The sequence below is a fragment of the Erwinia sp. QL-Z3 genome (assembly GCF_004551645.1).
Taxonomy (GTDB): domain Bacteria; phylum Pseudomonadota; class Gammaproteobacteria; order Enterobacterales; family Enterobacteriaceae; genus Erwinia; species Erwinia billingiae.
Genome location: NZ_CP037950.1, coordinates 2412663 through 2432477 on the forward strand (window position 1 = coordinate 2412663; position 19815 = coordinate 2432477).

Here is a 19815-nt window from a genome sequence, read left to right on the forward strand (position 1 = left end):
CTCAGTCTTAACTGTCTGGCGTACTGGTGTTGCTTACAAACAGCGTCAGCTTGTCGCCTGGCTGGATGTTCTGTGAGCCACTGGTGTTCCAGCGCATCACATCTTTAATCTCAACACCGTGCCCTTTAGCAATGCTGGCCAGAGAATCACCTTTACGAACTTTATAGGTGATGCTGTTGCCATTATCGGCCAGTTTGGTGGCGTTGCCGCTACCGCCCGTGCTCAGGGTCTGCCCTGGTTTGATACTTGCGCCACGCAGGTTATTTGCGCGCTGCAGGTCTTTCACCGAGACGTTCAGACGTTTAGCAATTCCTGACAGGGTATCGCCATTGCGCACCTTGTAAGAACCGGCTGTCGTGTTATTCGCCAACGCTGTTGGCTGCACGGCAGCAATATCGCCTGTTGCCAGCGAGTTACGCAGCTGCGCTACGTTCGACTTCGGTACCATGATGTACTGAGGTCCACCTTTCGGTGCCGTAGTGCCGCGTTTGTAGCCCGCGTTAAAACTTTTCAGCTTGCTCAGTGACATGCCCGACATTTCTGCCGCCTGCGTCAGTTCAATCTGTTGGCCCACATCGACACGTGCCAGAGCACGGGTTTCGTTAGGCGCCGGCAGACGTAAACCGTAACGCTTGTTGTTCTTCAGGATATCTCCCAAAGCCAACATTTTTGGCACGTAGACCGTGGTTTCGCGTGGCAGAGATAAATGCCAGAAGTCCGTCGGTTTCCCTCGGGCTTTGTTGGCTTTTACCGCTTTCATGACGCGTCCTTCACCGCTGTTATAGGCGGCGATGGTCAGTAACCAGTCACCGTCAAACATCTTGTTCAGACGTTCCATCATGTCCAGCGCAACCTTGGTGGAAGCCACAACATCGCGGCGTCCGTCATACCACTGGCTCTGCTTCAGACCGTAGTTTCGCCCCGTCTGCGGTACAATCTGCCAGATGCCTGCGGCATTGGCGGCTGAGGTCGCATGGGGGTCAAAAGCGCTCTCCACTATGGGTAGTAGTACCAGTTCCATCGGCATTTTACGTTCTTTAATCTGCTCGACAATCCAGTACATATACGGCTCTGCCCGTAATGTTACATCGTGGAGATAGCTCTTGTTGCTTAAGTATTTCTGTTTTTGTTCGCGTATCCGGGCATTATCCGGAACCTTCATCTTCAGCTCGGTACTGATGAGATTCCACAAATCTTTATCCTGCGTAACGCGGGTTCCATCATCCTGCCAACGCGGGGATAACAACCGATCTGTGTCCTGCTCTGCTTCATTCTGACCTGCCGAAGACAAACTCTGTGCATGCTGTTCCGGGATGTTGGTGTCATGCTTTGACGCCTGGCAACCCACCAGCAAGACCGAGGCGAGTAATATCGCTTTAGCCTTCATGTGTGTGTCATTCTTCGCTTAAAAGACGAGCAACTATACTTGCTCGCCCATAGCAACACAACCCGAAAAATCAAAAACGGTCTTTCTTCTCGCGTAGAGTTGCAAATACTTGCCACTCATGTTGTGGAGATGTTTCATACCCTATAAGTCTTTGTAAATCAGGTTCTTGCGTTCTTAAAAAAACATTAATTTGTCGCTCTAATTCCAGCTTTGTCGGCACGGAAACGCCGTTTTTCGCGCGTAACTCCTTAATTTCACGGTAATAGCTCTCTATCTTCGCATCCTGCGGTAAAACGGCATGCGCAAAGGTTAAATTCGATAAAGTATACTCATGCGCGCAACATATCAGTGTATCGGCGGGTAGCTCGTTAAGTTTCTGAAATGATTCAAACATTTGTTCCGGCGTGCCTTCGAATAATCGACCGCAACCACCAGAGAACATCGTATCGCCGCAGAAAAGGTAAGGGTGACTGAAATATGAGATGTGTCCTAAAGTGTGACCGGGTGTGTAGATCACGCTGAATTCGGTATCCAGCACGGTAATTCTATCCCCTTCACTGACGATCGATGTCGCCCCTTTATCGGCGGTTTCATTCGGTCCATAGACCGTCATTCCCGGATATTTCTCCAGCAATTCTTTCACGCCGCCAACATGATCGTGATGATGATGAGTAAGCAAGATCGCCACGGGCTGCCACTGGTTTTTTGCCAGAACGGAGAGCACCGGCGCCGCTTCGCCTGGGTCAACGATCAGGCACTGGCCCTGTTCATTATTTAATGTCCAGATGTAGTTGTCCTGAAGTGCCGGAATGCTGGTAAGATTCATCATCGCCTCTTTTATTGGCTGAAATGGAAAGAGAATGGTAAAGCATGAAGCCCGCTAAAACACGCCAAATTCGTCAGGTGCCAGACTCGTGGGCAGAGATCCCATGGGGAGAGTTTTATCGTGATGCCCTCAACAAGCATCTCCAGCCTTGCCTCGCCAAACTCTACGGTTTTCATCTGTTAAAGGTGGGCCATCTTAGCGCCGAAATCGACACCGAAAGCTGCGCCATCTCTCATCAGGTTAACGTGGGATTAAGCGGCGAAGGGCTGCAGGTCAAGGCGGATCCGATGAGCCTGCCGTTTGAATCGAAATCCGTTGATGCCTGCCTGCTGGCACATTGTCTGGCCTGGAGCAGCGATCCGCACCGCATTCTGCGGGAAGGGGATCGGGTATTGATCGACGATGGCTGGATCATTATCAGCGGCTTTAACCCATTTAGCGTGCTGGGGATCGGCAAACTGATCCCGGGCATCCACAAGCGCGTGCCGTGGAACAGTCGGATGTTTACGCAGATGAGGTTAATGGACTGGCTAAGCCTGTTGAATTACGAAGTGGTTCAGCGGACGCGGTTCCAGGTCGTGCCGTGGAACCGGCAGGGCGGCAAGGTCATCAGCACGCATTTTCCGGCGCTGGGCTGCCTGAGCATCATTGTCGCGCGTAAGCGCACCTTCCCACTGATCATGAATCCGGCCAAACGGGCCGCGGCGAAAAGAAGGATCACCTCGGCGGTTGGCGCAACCAGCCAGTTTCGCTCGCGGCAGGGACATCAGGATTCTGACGTGTAGCCCACGTCTTGCTGGGTCGGGTTGCCTGCGGCCGCGCGGGCTAACTCGTCACACTGTTCGTTCTCGACGTGTCCCGCATGACCTTTAACCCATTCCCATTTGATCTCATGGTGGCTCAGGGCGCTGTCCAGCCGCTTCCACAGATCGACATTCTTGACCGGTTTCTTATCGGTGGTTTTCCAGCCGCGTTTTTTCCAGTTATGGATCCAGCTGGTGATGCCCTGGCGAACATACTGGCTGTCGGTGCTGAGCACCACTTCACACTTCTGCGTTAAGGCTTCCAGCGCGACGATAGCAGCCATCAACTCCATGCGATTATTGGTGGTTAAAAAATAGCCTTCGCTGAAGGTTTTTTCGTGCTTACCATAGCGTAAGATAGCGCCATAACCGCCCGGTCCGGGGTTGCCAAGGCAAGAACCGTCGGTGAAAATTTCTACCTGCTTAGTCATCTCTGGTAGACTCCCTGCTGAAAAACGCCAAGTCTGACATAAACGGGTCCTATGAGCACAGTAAATACAACGCGTCAGATCGTACTCGATACTGAAACCACCGGTATGAACATGATTGGGGTGCACTATGAAGGGCATCGCATCATTGAAATCGGTGCCGTTGAGGTCATAAACCGCCGTCTGACCGGCAATAACTACCATGTTTATCTGAAGCCCGATCGGCTGGTGGATCCGGAAGCTTTTGGCGTTCACGGTATTGCCGATGAGTTCCTCGCCGACAAACCCACCTTTGCCGACATCGCCGACGGCTTCCTCGAATACATCGATGGCGCCGAGCTGGTGATCCATAACGCGTCGTTTGATATCGGCTTTATGGACTACGAGTTTGCCAAGCTTGGGCGCAATATTCCGAAGACCGAAACCTTCTGCCGCATTACCGACAGCCTGGCGATGGCGCGCAAAATGTTTCCCGGTAAGCGTAACAGCCTTGATGCGCTCTGCTCACGCTACGAAATAGATAACACCAAGCGAACCCTGCACGGCGCACTGCTGGACTCCGAAATTCTGGCGGAAGTGTTCCTGGCGATGACCGGTGGCCAGACGCTGCTGAAGTTCTCGATGGAAGGCGATCAGCAGCAGCAAAGCAACGGCGACACCATTCATCGCATTACGCGTCCGGCCTCGGGGCTGGTGGTGTTATCGGCGAGTGAGGCGGAAAACATGGCCCACGAAGAGCGGCTGGATCTGGTGATGAAGAAGGGCGGAAGCTGCCTCTGGCGCGCATAAGTGCTGAAAATCACGGATTAAATCAGCGAAAAGGCGAAAAAACAGGCAGTCGGTTGAAAACCCCGATAAAAAGCGTTGACGGGGGGAAGGGCTGGCCGTAATATTCGCCCCGTTCCCGACGGGGAACATCGGTGGAGCGGTAGTTCAGTTGGTTAGAATACCTGCCTGTCACGCAGGGGGTCGCGGGTTCGAGCCCCGTCCGTTCCGCCAAGTATTCAGAAAGCCTGATTCAGCAATGAATCAGGCTTTTGTCGTTTCTGGAGACGGTAAAACGCCGTCCCCTCCTTTATTAACGCTTCTCTACCGCAACCTTACCACCATAACCCTGGCTGCTGACCACCCGATCCTCACGCGCAATCCAGCGATAGAACCCGCCAGCCAACGCCACGCCAATAAACCAGCTAAAGTTTGCCACGTCATGCAGCGAAGGAATAAAGCTGATCACCAACCCAATCAACACCGACGGGACGAGGGCGACGATGGCTTTCGGGTTGAATCCCCCGCGATACCAGTACTGGCCCTGAGGCGTGTCATCAAACAGATCCTTCACGGAAATCTGGCTGCGTTTGATCAGATAGAAGTCGCACAGCAGGATACCGAACAGCGGCCCAATAAAGGCACCCAGTACGTCCAGCGTGTAGGGGATCAGCTCAGGGGACTGGAACAGGTTCCACGGCGTTAACAGCACGGAACCGACCGCCGCGATCATGCCGCCGGTGCGGAAGCTGATTTTCTGCGGTGAACAGTTGGAGAAGTCGAACGCCGGGGAAACAAAGTTCGCGACGATATTGATGCCGATCGTGGCGGTGATCATCGTCAGCAGACCAATGGCGACCGCCAGATCGTTGCCGACGCGGCTCACCGTTTCAATCGGATCGGTGATCATATGGCCGAACAGCGACTGAGTACCGGAAACAATCACCACCGTCACCACGGAAAACAGCAGGAAGTTGAACGGTAAGCCCCAGCGGTTGCCGCGACGGATTTCATTCATGCTCTTACCATAGCGCGAGAAGTCACCGAAGTTCAGCAGTGGGCCAGAGAAGTAGGAGACCACCAGCGCGGTCGCGGTAATCATTTCCCAGACCTGCTGGCCTCCGGTGAGCTGCTTGCTGGCCAGCGTCAGCGAAATACCGTCAAAGCCCGTCTTGTACACAATCCCACCGGCCAGCGCCACCATCACCACATACACCGCCGGACCGGCAATATCGATAAAGCGCTTAATGGCGCTCATGCCGTGCCAGAACACCATGGCCTGCGCCAGCCACATAATGCCGAAGCAAATCCAGCCCAGCTGAGACAGACCCAGCCAGGACGCGTGCGTCATGGCGGCCAGCGACGGCCAGAATTTCAGCGACACCAGCATGAGCGCATTGGCGGCGAGATAGGTCTGGATGCCGTACCAGGCAAACGCAATCAGTCCGCGGATCACCGCCGGGATATTGGCACCAAACACGCCAAAGGCCTGACGACAAATCACCGCATAGGGCACGCCGGCCATCTGGCTCGGTTTGGCGACCAGGTTGGCACAAATCTGCACGATGCAGATGCCGACCAGCAGGCAAAGCAGCACCTGCCAGCTTGCCAGCCCGAGCGTAAAGAAGCTCGCGGCGACCACATAGCCACCCATACTGTGTACATCCGACATCCAGAAAGAAAAGATGTTGTACCAGCTCCAGTTCTGGTCGCGAGTAGGCGCCAGGTCTTTGTTACACAGCCGTGGGCTGTAGTTTGCGTGGGCTTCAACCGCCGACGCCTGGCTGACATTCTGACTATTTGGCATGAAACCTGCTCCTGTATAGGTCACTAAACGCAAATCGGTTTAGGAAGACATTGCAGGAATCAGGCCAGAATCGTTTTTTTGTATACAAAACTTGAGATTCATGTGTACGATTCTTTACGGAACTGATGTTTACCGGAGTGGGTAATGAAGAGTGAAAACGGCCTGAAAACGGCCTCTGACCTGAACGACAAGGACGAGCCGATCTATCAGGCGTTGATGTCGGCCATTGTGGAGCACCAGCTGCCACCGGGCAGTAAGCTGCCGGAAGAAGCGCTGGCGGAGGTGTTTGGCATCAGCCGCACCGGGATCCGCAAAGTGCTTCAGCGCCTCGCCGCGGTGCAAATGATCATCCTGACGCCCAAACGTGGTGCACAGGTAGCGACACCCTCAGTGGAAGAGGCTCAGGATATTTTCCGCACCCGTGCCTTACTTGAATGTGCCAATCTGCCGGCGATCCTCGCACGTTGCCAGTCGACGCACCTGGTGGCGCTGGAGAAACTCAATCGCCAGGAACAACAGGCGCACGAGGCGCACGATGGCCCGGCCGCTATCCGCCTTTCCGCCGCTTTTCATATTCAGCTGCAGGCTATCTCAGGCAATCAGGTGCTGACCGAAATAGTGACGCGATTAACGCAGCGATCGTCGCTGGTGATTGCGGCGTATGGCGCGCCGTGGCAGCAGGGCTGCCGCTGTGACGATCACGATCGGCTGATTGAACTGTTGCGACAAAAAGCGCTGCAACCGCTGACTGACGCAATGCAGCAACATTTCGCGCATATCGTAGACAGTCTGCACTTTGAACGCAGCGGCGAGCAGCTGCCTGACTTTGGCCGCCTGTTTGCCGGCTTTGGAGCGAAAGCATGAGCGTGAAGCACATCGTTCAGGTGATTAACCCGAACACCAGCCAGGCGATGACCGCGACAATCGGAGCCGCAGCACGCGCCGTGGCCGCGCCGGGAACCGAGATCCTCGCGGTGTGCCCGTCGCAGGGCGTGCCGTCTATCGAAGGGCATTTTGACGAGGCTATCGCCGCCATCGGCGTGCTGGAACAGATCAAGGCGGGCCGTGAGTTGGGCGTCAGTGGGCACGTGATTGCCTGCTTTGGCGATCCGGGGCTGCTAGCCGCCCGCGAACTGGCTCAGGGACCGGTGATTGGTATTGCCGAAGCGGCGATGCATATGGCGACGATGGTGGCGACCCGCTTCTCTATCGTCACCACCTTGCCGCGTACCTTAATCATTGCACGGCATTTGCTACAGCAGTATGGCTTTGAACAGCATTGCGCCGCGTTGCATGCCATCGATTTGCCGGTGCTGGCACTGGAAGATGGCACCGGTCTGGCGCAGGAGAAAGTGCGCGAAGGCTGTATACAAGCGATGAAGCGAGACGGCAGCGGTGCCATTGTGCTCGGCTGTGGTGGCATGGCCACGCTGGCGCGTGAGTTAACGCTGGAACTGGGTATCCCGGTCATTGATGGCGTGGGAGCCGCAGTAAAAATGGTGGAGTCGCTGGTGGCGCTGGGGTTATCGACCAGTAAACACGGTGACCTGGACTATCCTGTAAGAAAAACTCTGTCGGGTCAGTTTGCCTCTCTTAAACTGGATTATGTCGTCCCGACACAAGGACTTTGACCATGAATGATGCCGTAGAGAAAAAAGAGTACAGCTTTAACAAAAACTACCCACGCGATCTGCGTGGCTATGCGGGCAATCCACCCCATGCGGCCTGGCCGGGCAACGCGCGGATCGCCGTGCAGTTTGTGCTGAACTATGAAGAGGGTGCAGAGAACAACGTGCTGCATGGCGATGCGGGTTCCGAACAGTTCCTGTCCGATATTATCGGCGCGGCAAGCTATCCCGAGCGTCATATGTCGATGGACTCGCTGTATGAATACGGTTCCCGTGCCGGTTTCTGGCGCATCCATAATGAGTTCCAGAAGCGCGGGCTGCCGCTAACGGTGTTCGGCGTGGCGATGGCGCTGGCGCGTCATCCCGAGATTGTTGATGCCATTAAGGCTGCCGATTACGACGTGGTCAGCCACGGCTGGCGCTGGATCCACTACCAGTCGATGGACCCGAAAGCGGAACGTCAGCATATGCAGCAGGCGGTGGATACCTTAAAAGATCTGTTTGGCAAAGCGCCGACAGGCTGGTACACCGGACGCGACAGCCCGAACACCCGCAGGCTGGTGGTTGAGCAGGGCGGATTCACTTACGACAGCGACTATTATGGCGACGACCTGCCGTTCTGGACGCAGGTCACCTGTCAGGATGGCACGGTGGAGCCGCATCTGATCATCCCGTACACGCTTGAAACCAACGATATGCGCTTCGCCACGCCGCAGGGCTTCAACACCGCAGAGCAGTTTTATACCTATCTGAAAGACAGCTTTGATGTGCTGTATGAAGAGGGCGAAACCGCACCGAAGATGCTGTCGATTGGCATGCACTGCCGCCTGTTGGGCCGTCCGGGTCGCTTCAAGGCCTTGTTGCGCTTCCTGGATCATATTCAGCAGCACGAAAACGTGTGGATTTGTACGCGTCAGCAAATCGCCGAGCATTGGGTCAAAACCCATCCCGCGCCGACGGAGTGAGTCTGCAAGCGGGTGGCCTGAGAAATCGGGCCACCGGGATCGGCTATCCGGGCCAGATGGTTACATCCGGCCCGGATTCGCCTGCTTTATACCATCAAACTGACCTGCGCGGCCACGATGCGCCAGCCGCACGGCAGCTTGACCCAGGTCTGTTGCTGACGGCCAATTTTATCCGTTCCTTCGCGGGTGAATTCGGTGCTACACACCGCATAATCTTCGCCAAAGGTGGTGATCACCGTATTGCGCAGATCGCGGTTCAAGCCGGCTGACGGCCGTGACGCGCGATATTCTCTGATCTCCTCAATGCCATACAGATTCTCACCGGCACCCAAACGCACGGTGCGATCGTCATGCCAGAACAGCTCATCCAGCACCCCAGTATCATTGCTGATCAGGGCTTCTTCATAGCGGTAAAACGCGGTGGTGACTTCAGCCAGAATCGCCGGGCGATCGATATATTCACTCTTCATTAGTTTGCGCTCACGTTGACGGGGGCTGCTTGCGCAATGCCCATTTTTTCCAGTGCCCATGCGGCACGCAGACAGGCCTCTTCTTTGAACGGTGCCGCAATCAGCTGCAGACCGATCGGTAAACCGCCCGGCGTTTGCAGCGGCACGGTGGTCACCGGCAAGCCGAGGAAGGAGATCGGCTGCGTCAGCATACCCATGCTGGCGCGGATCGGCAGATCGGTGCCATTGATGTGCATAGTTTCCTGGCCGATAAGCGTTGCGGTAGTTGGCGTCGCGGGCGCGATCAGCACGTCGAACTGCTCAAACAGCGGCAGGATCTGCTGCTTAAAGTGATGACGGAACCGCTGCGCCTGCACGTACCAGGCCGACGGGATCATCGCACCAGCCAGTAAACGCTCGCGCGACAGCGGTTCAAAGCGTCCAGGCTGGGTACGCAGCGCCGGGAGATAGTGGTTGCCGCCCTCAGAGGCGGTAATGATAAACGCGGCAGTACGCGCCAGCTCCGCTTCCGGGAACAGCACTTCATCCTGCGCGTGCAATGCGTTAGCCGCAACCGCGACCGCCGCGCGGGCGTCTTCACTGCACCAGGTCTGGAAATAGCCGCCCAGCACGCCGCAGCGCAGGCCTTCAAGGCCATGCTCAAGCAGGCGATGGGCGGGATGAATGGCTTTCTCCGCCTGGAAGCTGTCCTGCACATCGCGTCCCTGCAGCACGTCGTAGACGACCGCCAGGTCTTCCACCGAACGGGCAAACGGACCGATGTGATCCAGACTGGCGACAAACGGATGGCTGCCGCTGCGGGACAGGCGACCGAAGGTCGGTTTCAGGCCAAAAATGCCACACAGCGAAGCCGGTACGCGGATCGAACCGTTGGTGTCGGTGCCCAGCGAAAAGTTAACCAGACCTGCCGCAACGGCGGCAGCGGAACCGCCGGACGATCCGCCCGCGATCCGCTGCAGATCGCGGGGGTTTTTGGTCGCGCCATAATGGGTGTTCTCGGTGGTGAAACCGTAGGCATAGGCATCCATATTCAGCATGCCGGAGAGCAGGGCGCCGGATTCGCTCAGTTTATTCACCGCAAAGCCATCCTGTTTTGCCGGCTGACGATCGCTGAACAGGCTGGCACCGGCGAGGGTGGCGTGCCCGGCAACATCAAACAGATTTTTCACCGCATACGGCACCGCGGCCAGCGGCGGGAGCGCACGGCCTTCTTTACGCAGACGATCGAGGCGATCGGCTTCGTTCAGCATGCGATCCTGCGTCACTTCCGTCCAGGCGTTGATCGCCGGGTTGGCCGCTTCAATATGACTCAGCGTCTGCTGCGCGATTTCGCGGGCGCTGAGCTCGCCTTTCGCCAGCGCGCCCTGAATGTCGGTAATGGATAATGAGGCCGGATTCATGCTTGATACACTCCTGCCACTTCCAGACGATCATCCAGCGGGAACGCCATCAACGGGGCGGCCATTCCGGCGATGCGGGTAAACTGCACTAACAGTTCGGCACGTCGCTGCTCGTCCAGCGGCACGCCCAGAACCTGTTCCATTTGTGCCACGTAGGCTGCCCAGTCGGGCGAAGTTTGCTTCATGATCCTCTCCTGTTAAAAACCGGCAGCGCTGCCGTTGCTTCTTGGGTCACATGCCCCTTCCAGCATGCCGTTGGTATGACGGACGATGGCGCCGGCGTGACCAACGGCCTCGCTGTAATCGGGCAGCGCTTCAACGTCGTGACCCAACGCGCGAAGTTGTGCAAAGGTGTGTTCGGAAAAGCGGCTTTCCAGCTTCAGTGAATCGGAGGCCTGGCCCCAGGTGCGGCCGAGCAGCCAGCGCGGTGCGCTGATGCACTGCTGAAGCGGCATCCCCTGAACCACGTGACGGGTGAAAATGGCGGCCTGCGTTTGCGGCTGTCCATCTCCGCCCATCGACCCATACACCATGGTGCGGCCATCATTCAGGCGCGCGGCGGCAGGATTCAGCGTATGGAACGGCTGTTTGCCGGGCATCAGCGTTAACAGATGGTCAGGATCGAGGCTGAATGCCGCGCCGCGGTTCTGCCAGGTAATGCCGGTGTCGGGCAGCACCACGCCGCTGCCAAACTCGTGATAAATGCTCTGTATAAATGACACGGCCATGCCGCTGCTGTCCATCACGCCCCTCCACACGGTGTCGCCCGGACCTTTGCCCGTTCCCCAGGGCGCGGCTTTCTGCTCATCGACCTGGTTCGCCAGGGTGGCCAGCACGTCGGAATCCAGCAGCGCCTGCATCTCTTCGCGCATATGCAGCGGGTCGGTGATGTAGCGATCGCGCAGGCTGAAGGCGAGTTTGGTCGCTTCGACAATGCGGTGCACGGTCTGGGCTTCATCGGCTTCCGCCATATTTAAGCGGTCGGTAATGCCAAGGATCGCCAGAGACACCAGCCCCTGGGTTGGCGGCGTCATATTGTAGACCTCGCCATACTCATGCTGAATACGCAGCGGTACCCGGCGCTTAGCGCGGTGATTATTCAGGTCTTCCAGGGTGACCGGCATCCCCAGGCGCGACATCTCGCTGGCCAGCTTATTGGCCAGCGGACCGCGATAAAAACTCTCCAGCCCGTCTTCCGTCAGCAGGCTGAGGGTATTCGCCAGCTCCGGCTGGGTGAAGCGGCTACCCGCTTTCGGCACTTCGCCATCCGGCAGGTAGGTGTGAGCGAAGCCAGGCTGCTTCGCCAGCTCATGGTATTTGCTTTCGGTGGCGGCAGACTGTGACTGGGTGACGGGAATGCCATCGGCAGCATAACGGATGGCATCGGCCAGTAACCGCGCAACCGGGGTGGGCGTGCCGCCAAACTCGGCTGAAATCGTTAACGCTTCAGCCCAACCGCTGACGGTGCCGGCCACGGTCAGCGCCGCTTTAGGGCCACGATGCGGAATCGACGCGAGGCCCTCGTAGAACGCGCGATCGGCGAGCGAACCGGCAGCGCCGCTGGCGTCGATGGCAATCGGGTCACCCTTTGGTGGCACGATCAACCAGAAGCCGTCTCCGCCCAATCCATTCATGTGCGGGTAGACCACGGCAATGGTCGCGGCGGCGGCCACCATCGCTTCAATGGCATTGCCGCCTTCGCGTAAGACGGCCAGCGCGCTTTCACTTGCCAGATGGTGCGGCGCCACGGCCATGCCCAGCGGGGCGATATTACTCTGAATCATTCCAGTCTCTTTTTTTAGGGTTACAGGGGAACAAGGAAGCAAGAGATGTTCCAGTTTTTCAGGATCAGGGCGCTTAAGCGTGGAAAACTGCCGGCCGGCGCGGAAGAGAGAGACAAATTTCTCGTCTGACGGCAGAATGACTTCCCCGGATGGGCACGTTATTTGTATATGTTAGGTTCTCTGAAACAAAAGTTACAAGGTCAATACCATGAAGCAGCTCGATGAACGTCTCAGAAGTCACTATCCGCAGCTCTCGCCGCAGGAGCAACGGGTAGGGGATTTTGTTTTCGATCACTTTGATGATTTGATCAGCTACAACAGCGCCGAGCTGGCCCGCCTGAGCGGCGTATCAAAGGCGACGGTCAGCCGCCTGTTCAAGCGCTTAGGCTATGAAAAATATAAGGATATGCGCGATGAACTGCGCACGCTGCGTCAAAGCGGGATGCCGTTAACCGACAACCGTGACGCCGTGCAGGGCAACACGCTGCTGGCCCGCCACTACAAGCAGGAGATGGCCAATCTCACCCAGTGGGTTAACGAGGTGGATACCGCTCAGTTTGGTGAAGTGGTTCAGCATCTGGCCAACAGCAAGCGCGTATTTGTGGTCGGGCTGCGCAACGCCTATCCGGTGGCGCTGCACTTCCGCCAGCAGTTACTGCAGGCGCGGGGCGGCATTCAGGTGCTGCCGCAGCCAGGCCAGACGCTGTCTGAAGAGCTGGTGGAAGTGACGCAGGAGGATATGGTGGTGGTGCTGGCCTTCCGTCGCCGTCCCCGTATTATCAAGCCGTTACTGCAACAGCTGCAGCATGATGGCATCCCCACGCTGGTGATCTGTGAACCGCAGGCGCAGGCCATTATTGCGCTGGCCCGCTGGCAGCTTTGCGCTCCGCTGGACAGCGTTTCCGCCTTTGACAGCTACGCCTCGGCCAACAGCTTAATCAACCTGCTGGCCAATGCCGTGCTGCATGAACTTTTAACCGAAGGACGCCAGCGCATTCATCAAATCGCCGACCTTTACAGCCATCTGGACGAGCTGGAACAGCGCTAATGGGGCACCATTTTGGTGCTTTGCCTGTTTATAGGGCGCTGGCCCATCGCTAAACCCTTTCATCATACCCGCCCGATTCACGCGGGCTTCTGGCGCAATAGCAAACGATTGCCTGGCAAATTACTGCCACTAAAACCTTAACTTCCGGTTTCAACGCGGTTTTTATCGCCCGATCTTCCCCGCGATCCTGCACGCGGCTCGCCGCCGCAAAAAATTCTCCGCCTTTTATTCTCGCTGGCACATTAGTTGCAGATAAATTATTCAAGAATCTTTCGTTTCATGTTTTATTACTCGGGGAACACCTAATGAAGAAAGCAATACTGGCAATGCTTGGCGCGGCACTGATGTTGACGCAGGTGACGCATGCAATGGCCGATCAGCTGCAGGACATTGAAAAACGTGGCGTTCTGCGCGTGGCCGTTCCTCAGGACTTCCCGCCGTTTGGCTCAGTCGGCACCGATTTGCAGCCGCAGGGCTACGACATTGATATGGCGAAATACTTGGCGAAGCAGATGAAACTTAAGTTGCAGCTGGTGCCGGTGACCAGCGCCAACCGCGTGCCTTATCTGCAGACCGACAAGGTGGATCTGGTGATCTCCAGCATGGGTAAAAACCCGGAGCGTGAGAAAGTTATCGCCTTCAGCCGGGCCTATGCACCGTTCTTCCTCGGGGTGTTTGGACCGAAAGACGCGCAGTTGAAAGATGCTGCGGCGTTGAGCGGCAAAACCATTGGCGTGACGCGCGGTGCGGTGGAAGACATGGTGCTGACCGACGTGGCACCGAAAGACACCCAGCTGAAGCGTTATGAAGATAACAACACCACGCTATCTGCCTATCTGTCGGGTCAGGTGCAGTACGTGGCGACCGGCAACCTGGTGGTGGCGGCGATTGCCCGCCAGAATGCCGACAAAGCGCCGGTGGCGAAATTTATGCTGAAAGATTCACCGTGCTTTATCGGCATGCGTAAAGATGAGCCGGCACTGAAAACCAAAGTCGACGCGCTGATTGAGCAGGCGATCAAAGACAAAACGCTGAACGGTCTGTCTGAAGAGTGGTTGAAAGCGCCACTGCCTGCAGATCTGGGCGCGTAAGGGCAGGCAATGATTGGGCAACTGAACTTTCCCGCTCTTTGGCCCTACTGGCCGGAACTGCTTTCCGGCCTGTGGGTCACCATCCAGCTGACCGTACTGGCCACCGTGGGTGGCGTCTCGCTGGGGATCCTCGGCGCCGCGCTGCGTAGCGGCAAGCCCTCGCTGGTGAGTCGCCTGTGGGGCGTCTATGTCGAGCTTATCCGCAACACGCCGTTTGTGGTTCAGCTGTTCTTTATCGTTTTTGGCCTGCCAAATCTGGGGCTGAAGCTGACCGCTGGCGAGGCGGCGCTGCTGGCGATGCTGATTAACCTCGGCGCATACAGCACCGAGATTATCCGCGCCGGCATTCAGGTAACGCCGAAAGGGCAGTGGGAAGCCGGCCGCGTGTTGGGCTTAACCCGACTGCAAACCTTTATGCGGGTGGTACTGCCGCCGTCGCTGAAGCGCATTTACCCGGCACTGGTCAGCCAGTGCATTATCGTGATGCTTGGCTCGTCGGTGGTGTCGCAGGTCTCTTATGAAGAGCTGACCTTTGCCGCCAACCTGATCCAGTCGCGCACGTTTTTAAGTTTTGAAGTCTATCTGGTGACCACGCTGATCTATCTGGCGTTGTCGATTGTGATGCGTCAGCTGTTGCTGGCCGCAGGCCGTAAATGGTTAGGGAGCGCCCAGGGATGAATACCTTTACCGATTGGGACATCCTGCGCAATTTGCTGCTGGCTGCCCGCTGGACGATTTTACTGTCGCTGACCGCGTTCTTTGGCGGCACGGTGGTCGCGTTACCGCTGGTGATGGTGCGATTAACCCGCCGCCGCTGGCCGAACCGCCTGATCCGCGGCTACATCGAACTGTTTCAGGGCACGCCGCTGCTGATGCAGCTGTTCCTGGCGTTCTTTGGCGTGGCGTTATTTGGCATTGATGTGTCCCCATGGACCGCGGCCTCGCTGGCGTTAACCTTTTACACCAGCGCGTTTCTGGTGGCTATCTGGCACGGCAGCATTCTGGCGCTGCCAAAAGGGCAATGGGAAGCCTCACGCTGTCTGGGCCTGAACTTTGGTCAGACCTTATTTCGCGTGGTATTACCGCAGGCGTTGCGGATTGGCATTGCGCCCACCGTCGGCTTTGCCGTTCAGGTGATCAAAGGCACCGCGCTGGCCTCGATTATCGGTTTTATCGAGCTGACCAAAGCCGGCACCATCCTGAATAACGTCACCTATCAACCGTTCAAAGTTTTCGGGCTGGTAGCGCTGGGCTACTTCCTGATGTGTTATCCGCTGTCCCGTTACAGCCAGTACCTGGAGAAGAAATTCAATGCCGCTCATCACCATTAATCAGGTGCAGAAATATTATGGCGAGAACCACGTGCTGAAAGGCGTGGATCTCGATATCGATATGGGGCAAGTGATCTCCATTATCGGCCGCAGCGGCTCGGGCAAAAGTACCTTGCTGCGCTGTATGAACGGACTGGAAGGCTATCAGGAAGGCAGCATCAAGCTGGGTGGCATGACCATCACCAACCGCGATTCACAGGCGCGTGAAATCAGCAGTTCAATCGGCATGGTGTTCCAGAACTTCAACCTGTTCCCGCATATGACCGCGCTGGAAAACGTGATGCTGGCCCCGCGCCGCGTATTGAAAAAGAGTGAAGCGGACTGTCGCGCGCTGGCCGCCCAGATGCTGGAAAAAGTCGGCCTGGGCGACCGTATGGATTACTTCCCGGCCAACCTGTCAGGCGGACAGCAGCAGCGCGTGGCGATTGCCCGTGCGCTGGCCATGACGCCGAAAGTGCTGCTGTGTGATGAAATCACCTCGGCGCTGGATCCGGAGCTGGTGGGCGAAGTGCTGAAGGTACTGGAGCAGTTAGCCAAAGAAGGCATGACCTTAATCCTGGTGACCCACGAAATGAACTTTGCCCGTGAAGTGGGCGACCGCGTGGTGTTTATGCATCAGGGGCGGGTCTGGGAGCAGGGCGACAGCAAAAGCCTGTTCGCCAATCCGCAGACGCAGGAACTTAAACAATTTATCTCCTCGGTGCGTGGCTTAAGTTAACCGCGCCGGTTCAGACCAAAAAGGAAAGAGCAGATGGATATCACCAAATACCCACAGATTAACCCGCCACAACGCCTGTTGATGGGGCCGGGACCGATCAATGCCGATCCGCGCGTGCTGCGCGCGATGTCCAGCCAGCTGCTGGGACAGTACGATCCGGCGATGACCCATTACATGAATGAAGTGATGGAACTGTATCGCGGCGTGTTTCGCACCAAAAACAAATGGACCCTGCTGATCGACGGCACCTCACGCGCCGGGATCGAAGCGATCCTGCTGTCGGCGATCCGCCCTGGCGATAAGGTGCTGGTGCCGGTATTTGGCCGCTTTGGCCATCTGCTGTGTGAGATCGCCCGTCGCTGCCGGGCAGAAGTGCACACCATTGAAGTGCCCTGGGGTGAAGTCTTCACGCCGGATCAGATCGAAGACGCGATCAAAAAAGTGAAACCGCGCCTGCTGCTGACCGTGCAGGGCGATACCTCGACCACCATGCTGCAACCGCTGGAAGAACTGGGCGCAATCTGTAAAAAATACGGCGTGCTGTTCTACACCGATGCCACGGCGTCGTTTGCCGGTAACGCGCTGGAAACCGATGCCTGGGGACTGGATGCGGTCTCTGCGGGCATGCAGAAGTGTCTTGGCGGCCCTTCGGGCACCTCGCCAGTGACCTTAAGCGCGGAGATGGAAGCGGCGATCCGCAAGCGCAAATGCGTTGAGGAAGGCATTCGTACCGCGGCCCATCAGGACGGCGATGACGAGATGATCTACTCAAACTATTTCGATCTCGGGATGATCATGGATTACTGGGGACCGGAGCGGTTAAACCACCACACCGAAGCCACCAGCGCGCTGTTCGGTGCGCGTGAGTGCGCGCGTCTGATCCTGCAGGAAGGCCTCGATAACGGCATCGCCCGCCACAAGCTGCATGGCGATGCGATGCTGAAAGGCATTCAGGGGATGGGCCTCGCCACCTTCGGCAACCTGAAACACAAAATGAACAACGTGCTGGGCGTGGTGATCCCGGAAGGTATCAACGGCGACCAGGCGCGTAAGCTGATGCTGGAAGACTTCGGCATCGAGATCGGCACCTCGTTTGGTCCGCTGCACGGCAAAGTCTGGCGCATTGGCACCATGGGCTACAACGCGCGTAAAGACTGCGTGATGCAAACCCTCAGCGCGCTGGAATCAGTGCTGACCCATCTGGGCTACAAAACCCCGCAGGGCGCGGCGATGCAGTCCGCCTGGGATCATTACGCCAACGGGAGCAACTGATGAGCGACGGCCTGATGAATGCCGCCAGTGCGGCGCAGGCGGCCGCCCGGGTGATGTCGCGTTGCGATCGGCTGGCGGAGATCAGCGAAACGCCCGGCATGCTGACGCGCGTTTACCTGTCACCTGAGCATATGCAGGCGAATGCGCTGGTGGGCGAGTGGATGCGCGAAGCTGGGATGCGCGTCTGGCAGGATAGCGTCGGCAATATCTGCGGACGCTACGAAGGGCTGGAAACCGGCGCGCAGGCGCTGCTGCTGGGATCGCACCTCGATACCGTACGCAATGCGGGCCGCTATGACGGCATGCTGGGCGTCCTGACCGCCATCGAAACCGTGCAGGCGCTGCATCAACAGCAGCAACGTCTGCCGCTGGCGATTGAAATCGTCGGCTTTGGCGATGAAGAAGGCACCCGTTTCGGCATCACCCTGCTCGGCAGCCGTGGCATTACCGGCACCTGGCCGGAAAGCTGGGTCACCCATCCGGATGGCAACAGCATTACCGTCGCCCAGGCGATGGCTGATATCGGGCTGGACGGTGAAAAAATCCAGCAGGCGGCCCGCGATGTCAGCGAGATTGTCGCCTATCTGGAACTGCATATTGAACAGGGACCCTGTCTGGAGCAGGAAGACCTGGCGCTGGGCGTGGTCACGGCGATCAACGGTGCCCGCCGTCTGAACTGCCAGTTTGTCGGCGAAGCCGGTCATGCCGGCACGGTGCCGATGTCGCACCGCAAAGACGCGCTGGCGGCGGCGGCCGAATGGATGGTGTTTATCGAGCAGACCACGCCGAAACACAGCCCTCAGCTGGTGGCGACGGTGGGCACGCTTCAGTGTTCACCTGGCGCGGTAAACGTGATTCCGGGCGACGTTGCCCTGACGCTGGATGTGCGTGGGCCGGAAGATCTGCCGCTGGCGGAACTGCTGTCCGATCTGCTGACCCAGGCCGAAGCCATTGCGCTGCGCCGTGGGCTGACCTTCAGCGCCGAAGAGTATTATCATATCCCGGCGACGCGCTGTGATGATGGCCTGCAGGCGGCGTTAAGCCGCGCCGTTTCCGGCGTGCAGGGCCGTAGCATCTCATTACCGAGCGGCGCAGGGCACGACGCCATCGCCATTGCCGAACGCTGGCCGGTGGGCATGCTGTTCGTCCGTAACGATCGCGGCATCAGCCATCATCCCGCCGAAGCGGTGATGGAAAAGGATGTGGCGCAGGCGATTCAGGCGTATACCCGGGTGGTGTTTGACGTGGCGTCGGGAGGCGTGAAATGAGCCTTGAACAGTTTAATCAGGCCCCGGTAGCGGACGCGAAGCAGCAGATTGCGCACTGCGTGGCGATTGACGACTGGTCTGAGGCACTGGTGGCCGCCAGACCGTTTGCGTCACTGGCATCGCTACTGACCACCGCTAATGCACTGGCCGGAGAGTGGGACGCGCAGGCGCTCAACCAGGCGCTGGCTGCCCATCCCCGCATTGGTGAAAAAGCGCAGGGAACAGGCAAAGAAGCCACGCTTTCCCGTGGCGAGCAGTCGAGCGTTAACGCAGACGATCTGGCGCTTAAACAGGCCCTTCAGGCGGGCAATGCCGCCTATGAAGAACAATTTGGCCGGGTCTTTTTGATCCGCGCGAAAGGCCGCAGCGGCGAAGAGATGCTCTCAGAGCTGGTCCGGCGGCTGGCGAACGATCCGCAGCAGGAGCAGCAGGAAGCCCTGCAGCAACTGCGTGAAATTACGCTGCTGCGTTTGAAGGAGACTTTTGCATGAACACCATTACCACGCATGTGCTGGACACCGCCGAAGGCAAACCGGCCACCGGCGTGTCGATTTCACTGGAGCAGCACGGCAGCAACGGCTGGCAGCCGGTCAGCAAAGGCAGTACCGATGCTGACGGCCGTATCAAGGATTTAACCCCGCAAGGTGTGGGCGCGGGCCAGTATCGGCTGGTGGCCGACATCGCCAGCTTCTTTGCCGCCAGCGGCCGCGAAACGCTGTATGCCAGCGCGCAAATTGACTTCGTATTGCCCGAACAGGGTGGGCATTACCATCTGCCTTTCCTGATTTCACCCTGGTCGTGGTCCACTTACCGCGGTAGCTGAG

General features: G+C 57.6%; 22 protein-coding genes and 1 tRNA gene. 15 read left to right on the top strand and 8 right to left on the bottom strand.

Annotated elements, in window-relative coordinates; genetic code table 11:
* Positions 1–7 precede the first annotated feature (7 nt).
* The gene (mltD, locus tag E2F51_RS11650) at positions 8–1387 is read right to left on the bottom strand and encodes a murein transglycosylase D (RefSeq protein WP_013200880.1); all 1380 of its coding nucleotides are present in this window, start codon (positions 1385–1387) and stop codon (positions 8–10) included.
* A gap of 70 nt (positions 1388–1457) precedes the next feature.
* Complete coding sequence (gene gloB / locus E2F51_RS11655) at positions 1458–2213, bottom strand: hydroxyacylglutathione hydrolase (protein ID WP_134824860.1); 756 nt, start codon at positions 2211–2213, stop codon at positions 1458–1460.
* Between the two features lie 44 nt (positions 2214–2257).
* Here gloB and E2F51_RS11660 point away from each other — a divergent pair, with 44 nt between their 5' ends.
* Positions 2258–2998: a methyltransferase domain-containing protein gene (locus E2F51_RS11660; RefSeq protein ID WP_134823520.1), complete on the top strand. Its 741-nt coding sequence runs from the start codon at positions 2258–2260 to the stop codon at positions 2996–2998.
* On the opposite strand, the gene rnhA is transcribed toward E2F51_RS11660, so the two are convergent.
* Positions 2980–3447, bottom strand: coding sequence for a ribonuclease HI (gene rnhA, locus E2F51_RS11665; protein WP_041691914.1), 468 nt, complete (start codon positions 3445–3447; stop codon positions 2980–2982). The genes E2F51_RS11660 and rnhA overlap by 19 nt on opposite strands.
* A gap of 51 nt (positions 3448–3498) precedes the next feature.
* On the opposite strand from rnhA, the gene dnaQ reads away from it, so the two are divergent.
* Complete coding sequence (gene dnaQ, locus E2F51_RS11670) at positions 3499–4233, top strand: DNA polymerase III subunit epsilon (RefSeq protein WP_013200883.1); 735 nt, start codon at positions 3499–3501, stop codon at positions 4231–4233.
* A gap of 133 nt (positions 4234–4366) precedes the next feature.
* A tRNA-Asp gene (locus tag E2F51_RS11675) sits at positions 4367–4443 on the top strand.
* 79 nt (positions 4444–4522) lie between these two features.
* Here E2F51_RS11675 and E2F51_RS11680 read toward each other — a convergent pair.
* Positions 4523–6016: an NCS1 family nucleobase:cation symporter-1 gene (locus E2F51_RS11680; RefSeq protein WP_134823521.1), complete on the bottom strand. Its 1494-nt coding sequence runs from the start codon at positions 6014–6016 to the stop codon at positions 4523–4525.
* 144 nt (positions 6017–6160) lie between these two features.
* Between E2F51_RS11680 and E2F51_RS11685 the strand changes: the two genes are divergently transcribed.
* Genes E2F51_RS11685 through puuE form a run of 3 tightly spaced genes read left to right on the top strand, consistent with a single transcriptional unit; the run spans position 6161 to position 8609 of the window.
* Positions 6161–6880: a GntR family transcriptional regulator gene (locus tag E2F51_RS11685; RefSeq protein ID WP_134823522.1), complete on the top strand. Its 720-nt coding sequence runs from the start codon at positions 6161–6163 to the stop codon at positions 6878–6880.
* The gene (gene hpxA / locus E2F51_RS11690) at positions 6877–7647 is read left to right on the top strand and encodes an allantoin racemase (protein WP_134823523.1); all 771 of its coding nucleotides are present in this window, start codon (positions 6877–6879) and stop codon (positions 7645–7647) included. The genes E2F51_RS11685 and hpxA overlap by 4 nt, the downstream gene beginning before the upstream one ends.
* 2 nt (positions 7648–7649) lie before the next feature.
* Positions 7650–8609, top strand: a complete 960-nt coding sequence (gene puuE / locus E2F51_RS11695) for an allantoinase PuuE (RefSeq protein WP_134823524.1) — start codon at positions 7650–7652, stop codon at positions 8607–8609.
* An 86-nt stretch (positions 8610–8695) separates the two neighbouring features.
* Here puuE and hpxZ read toward each other — a convergent pair whose 3' ends face one another.
* Genes hpxZ through E2F51_RS11715 form a run of 4 tightly spaced genes read right to left on the bottom strand, consistent with a single transcriptional unit; the run spans position 8696 to position 12263 of the window.
* Positions 8696–9079, bottom strand: coding sequence for an oxalurate catabolism protein HpxZ (gene hpxZ / locus E2F51_RS11700; protein ID WP_134823525.1), 384 nt, complete (start codon positions 9077–9079; stop codon positions 8696–8698).
* Entirely contained in the window at positions 9079–10479 is a 1401-nt protein-coding gene (locus E2F51_RS11705; protein ID WP_134823526.1) for an AtzE family amidohydrolase, read from the bottom strand. Before E2F51_RS11705 ends, hpxZ begins: the two co-directional genes overlap by 1 nt.
* Positions 10476–10664, bottom strand: a complete 189-nt coding sequence (gene hpxX / locus E2F51_RS11710; RefSeq protein WP_134823527.1) for an oxalurate catabolism protein HpxX — start codon at positions 10662–10664, stop codon at positions 10476–10478. The genes E2F51_RS11705 and hpxX overlap by 4 nt, the downstream gene beginning before the upstream one ends.
* Positions 10665–10676: 12 nt before the next feature.
* Positions 10677–12263 (bottom strand): gamma-glutamyltransferase family protein, encoded by a 1587-nt coding sequence (locus E2F51_RS11715; RefSeq protein WP_134823528.1) that lies wholly within the window; start codon positions 12261–12263, stop codon positions 10677–10679.
* 208 nt (positions 12264–12471) lie between these two features.
* On the opposite strand from E2F51_RS11715, the gene hpxU reads away from it, so the two are divergent.
* The 9 genes from hpxU to uraH all read left to right on the top strand — a co-directional run bounded on the left by hpxU (position 12472) and on the right by uraH (position 19814).
* The gene (gene hpxU / locus E2F51_RS11720; RefSeq protein WP_013200892.1) at positions 12472–13311 is read left to right on the top strand and encodes a MurR/RpiR family transcriptional regulator HpxU; all 840 of its coding nucleotides are present in this window, start codon (positions 12472–12474) and stop codon (positions 13309–13311) included.
* A 305-nt stretch (positions 13312–13616) separates the two neighbouring features.
* The gene (locus tag E2F51_RS11725; protein WP_134823529.1) at positions 13617–14402 is read left to right on the top strand and encodes a transporter substrate-binding domain-containing protein; all 786 of its coding nucleotides are present in this window, start codon (positions 13617–13619) and stop codon (positions 14400–14402) included.
* A gap of 9 nt (positions 14403–14411) precedes the next feature.
* Entirely contained in the window at positions 14412–15080 is a 669-nt protein-coding gene (locus E2F51_RS11730) for an amino acid ABC transporter permease (RefSeq protein ID WP_134823530.1), read from the top strand.
* Positions 15077–15733, top strand: a complete 657-nt coding sequence (locus E2F51_RS11735; protein WP_134823531.1) for an amino acid ABC transporter permease — start codon at positions 15077–15079, stop codon at positions 15731–15733. Before E2F51_RS11730 ends, E2F51_RS11735 begins: the two co-directional genes overlap by 4 nt.
* Positions 15714–16451 carry an amino acid ABC transporter ATP-binding protein gene (locus E2F51_RS11740; protein ID WP_134823532.1) on the top strand — a complete coding sequence of 246 codons (738 nt, stop codon included), beginning with the start codon at positions 15714–15716 and terminating at the stop codon, positions 16449–16451. Before E2F51_RS11735 ends, E2F51_RS11740 begins: the two co-directional genes overlap by 20 nt.
* A 33-nt stretch (positions 16452–16484) precedes the next feature.
* Entirely contained in the window at positions 16485–17723 is a 1239-nt protein-coding gene (locus tag E2F51_RS11745) for an alanine--glyoxylate aminotransferase family protein (protein ID WP_134823533.1), read from the top strand.
* A complete protein-coding gene (hpxK, locus tag E2F51_RS11750) occupies positions 17723–18991 on the top strand; it encodes an allantoate amidohydrolase (RefSeq protein ID WP_134823534.1) in 1269 nt (422 codons plus the stop codon). The genes E2F51_RS11745 and hpxK overlap by 1 nt, the downstream gene beginning before the upstream one ends.
* Positions 18988–19482: a 2-oxo-4-hydroxy-4-carboxy-5-ureidoimidazoline decarboxylase gene (gene uraD, locus E2F51_RS11755; RefSeq protein WP_134823535.1), complete on the top strand. Its 495-nt coding sequence runs from the start codon at positions 18988–18990 to the stop codon at positions 19480–19482. The genes hpxK and uraD overlap by 4 nt, the downstream gene beginning before the upstream one ends.
* Positions 19479–19814, top strand: a complete 336-nt coding sequence (uraH, locus tag E2F51_RS11760; RefSeq protein ID WP_134823536.1) for a hydroxyisourate hydrolase — start codon at positions 19479–19481, stop codon at positions 19812–19814. Before uraD ends, uraH begins: the two co-directional genes overlap by 4 nt.
* Position 19815 lies beyond the last annotated feature (1 nt).

What these genes read in the sequence shown, in the direction of transcription:
- mltD (WP_013200880.1), bottom strand. Translation starts at nt 1,387, where the DNA reads ATGAAGGCTAAAGCGATATTACTCGCCTCGGTCTTGCTGGTGGGTTGC.
- gloB (WP_134824860.1), bottom strand. Translation starts at nt 2,213, where the DNA reads ATGAATCTTACCAGCATTCCGGCACTTCAGGACAACTACATCTGGACA.
- E2F51_RS11660 (WP_134823520.1), top strand. Translation starts at nt 2,258, where the DNA reads ATGAAGCCCGCTAAAACACGCCAAATTCGTCAGGTGCCAGACTCGTGG.
- rnhA (WP_041691914.1), bottom strand. Translation starts at nt 3,447, where the DNA reads ATGACTAAGCAGGTAGAAATTTTCACCGACGGTTCTTGCCTTGGCAAC.
- dnaQ (WP_013200883.1), top strand. Translation starts at nt 3,499, where the DNA reads ATGAGCACAGTAAATACAACGCGTCAGATCGTACTCGATACTGAAACC.
- E2F51_RS11680 (WP_134823521.1), bottom strand. Translation starts at nt 6,016, where the DNA reads ATGCCAAATAGTCAGAATGTCAGCCAGGCGTCGGCGGTTGAAGCCCAC.
- E2F51_RS11685 (WP_134823522.1), top strand. Translation starts at nt 6,161, where the DNA reads ATGAAGAGTGAAAACGGCCTGAAAACGGCCTCTGACCTGAACGACAAG.
- hpxA (WP_134823523.1), top strand. Translation starts at nt 6,877, where the DNA reads ATGAGCGTGAAGCACATCGTTCAGGTGATTAACCCGAACACCAGCCAG.
- puuE (WP_134823524.1), top strand. Translation starts at nt 7,650, where the DNA reads ATGAATGATGCCGTAGAGAAAAAAGAGTACAGCTTTAACAAAAACTAC.
- hpxZ (WP_134823525.1), bottom strand. Translation starts at nt 9,079, where the DNA reads ATGAAGAGTGAATATATCGATCGCCCGGCGATTCTGGCTGAAGTCACC.
- E2F51_RS11705 (WP_134823526.1), bottom strand. Translation starts at nt 10,479, where the DNA reads ATGAATCCGGCCTCATTATCCATTACCGACATTCAGGGCGCGCTGGCG.
- hpxX (WP_134823527.1), bottom strand. Translation starts at nt 10,664, where the DNA reads ATGAAGCAAACTTCGCCCGACTGGGCAGCCTACGTGGCACAAATGGAA.
- E2F51_RS11715 (WP_134823528.1), bottom strand. Translation starts at nt 12,263, where the DNA reads ATGATTCAGAGTAATATCGCCCCGCTGGGCATGGCCGTGGCGCCGCAC.
- hpxU (WP_013200892.1), top strand. Translation starts at nt 12,472, where the DNA reads ATGAAGCAGCTCGATGAACGTCTCAGAAGTCACTATCCGCAGCTCTCG.
- E2F51_RS11725 (WP_134823529.1), top strand. Translation starts at nt 13,617, where the DNA reads ATGAAGAAAGCAATACTGGCAATGCTTGGCGCGGCACTGATGTTGACG.
- E2F51_RS11730 (WP_134823530.1), top strand. Translation starts at nt 14,412, where the DNA reads ATGATTGGGCAACTGAACTTTCCCGCTCTTTGGCCCTACTGGCCGGAA.
- E2F51_RS11735 (WP_134823531.1), top strand. Translation starts at nt 15,077, where the DNA reads ATGAATACCTTTACCGATTGGGACATCCTGCGCAATTTGCTGCTGGCT.
- E2F51_RS11740 (WP_134823532.1), top strand. Translation starts at nt 15,714, where the DNA reads ATGCCGCTCATCACCATTAATCAGGTGCAGAAATATTATGGCGAGAAC.
- E2F51_RS11745 (WP_134823533.1), top strand. Translation starts at nt 16,485, where the DNA reads ATGGATATCACCAAATACCCACAGATTAACCCGCCACAACGCCTGTTG.
- hpxK (WP_134823534.1), top strand. Translation starts at nt 17,723, where the DNA reads ATGAGCGACGGCCTGATGAATGCCGCCAGTGCGGCGCAGGCGGCCGCC.
- uraD (WP_134823535.1), top strand. Translation starts at nt 18,988, where the DNA reads ATGAGCCTTGAACAGTTTAATCAGGCCCCGGTAGCGGACGCGAAGCAG.
- uraH (WP_134823536.1), top strand. Translation starts at nt 19,479, where the DNA reads ATGAACACCATTACCACGCATGTGCTGGACACCGCCGAAGGCAAACCG.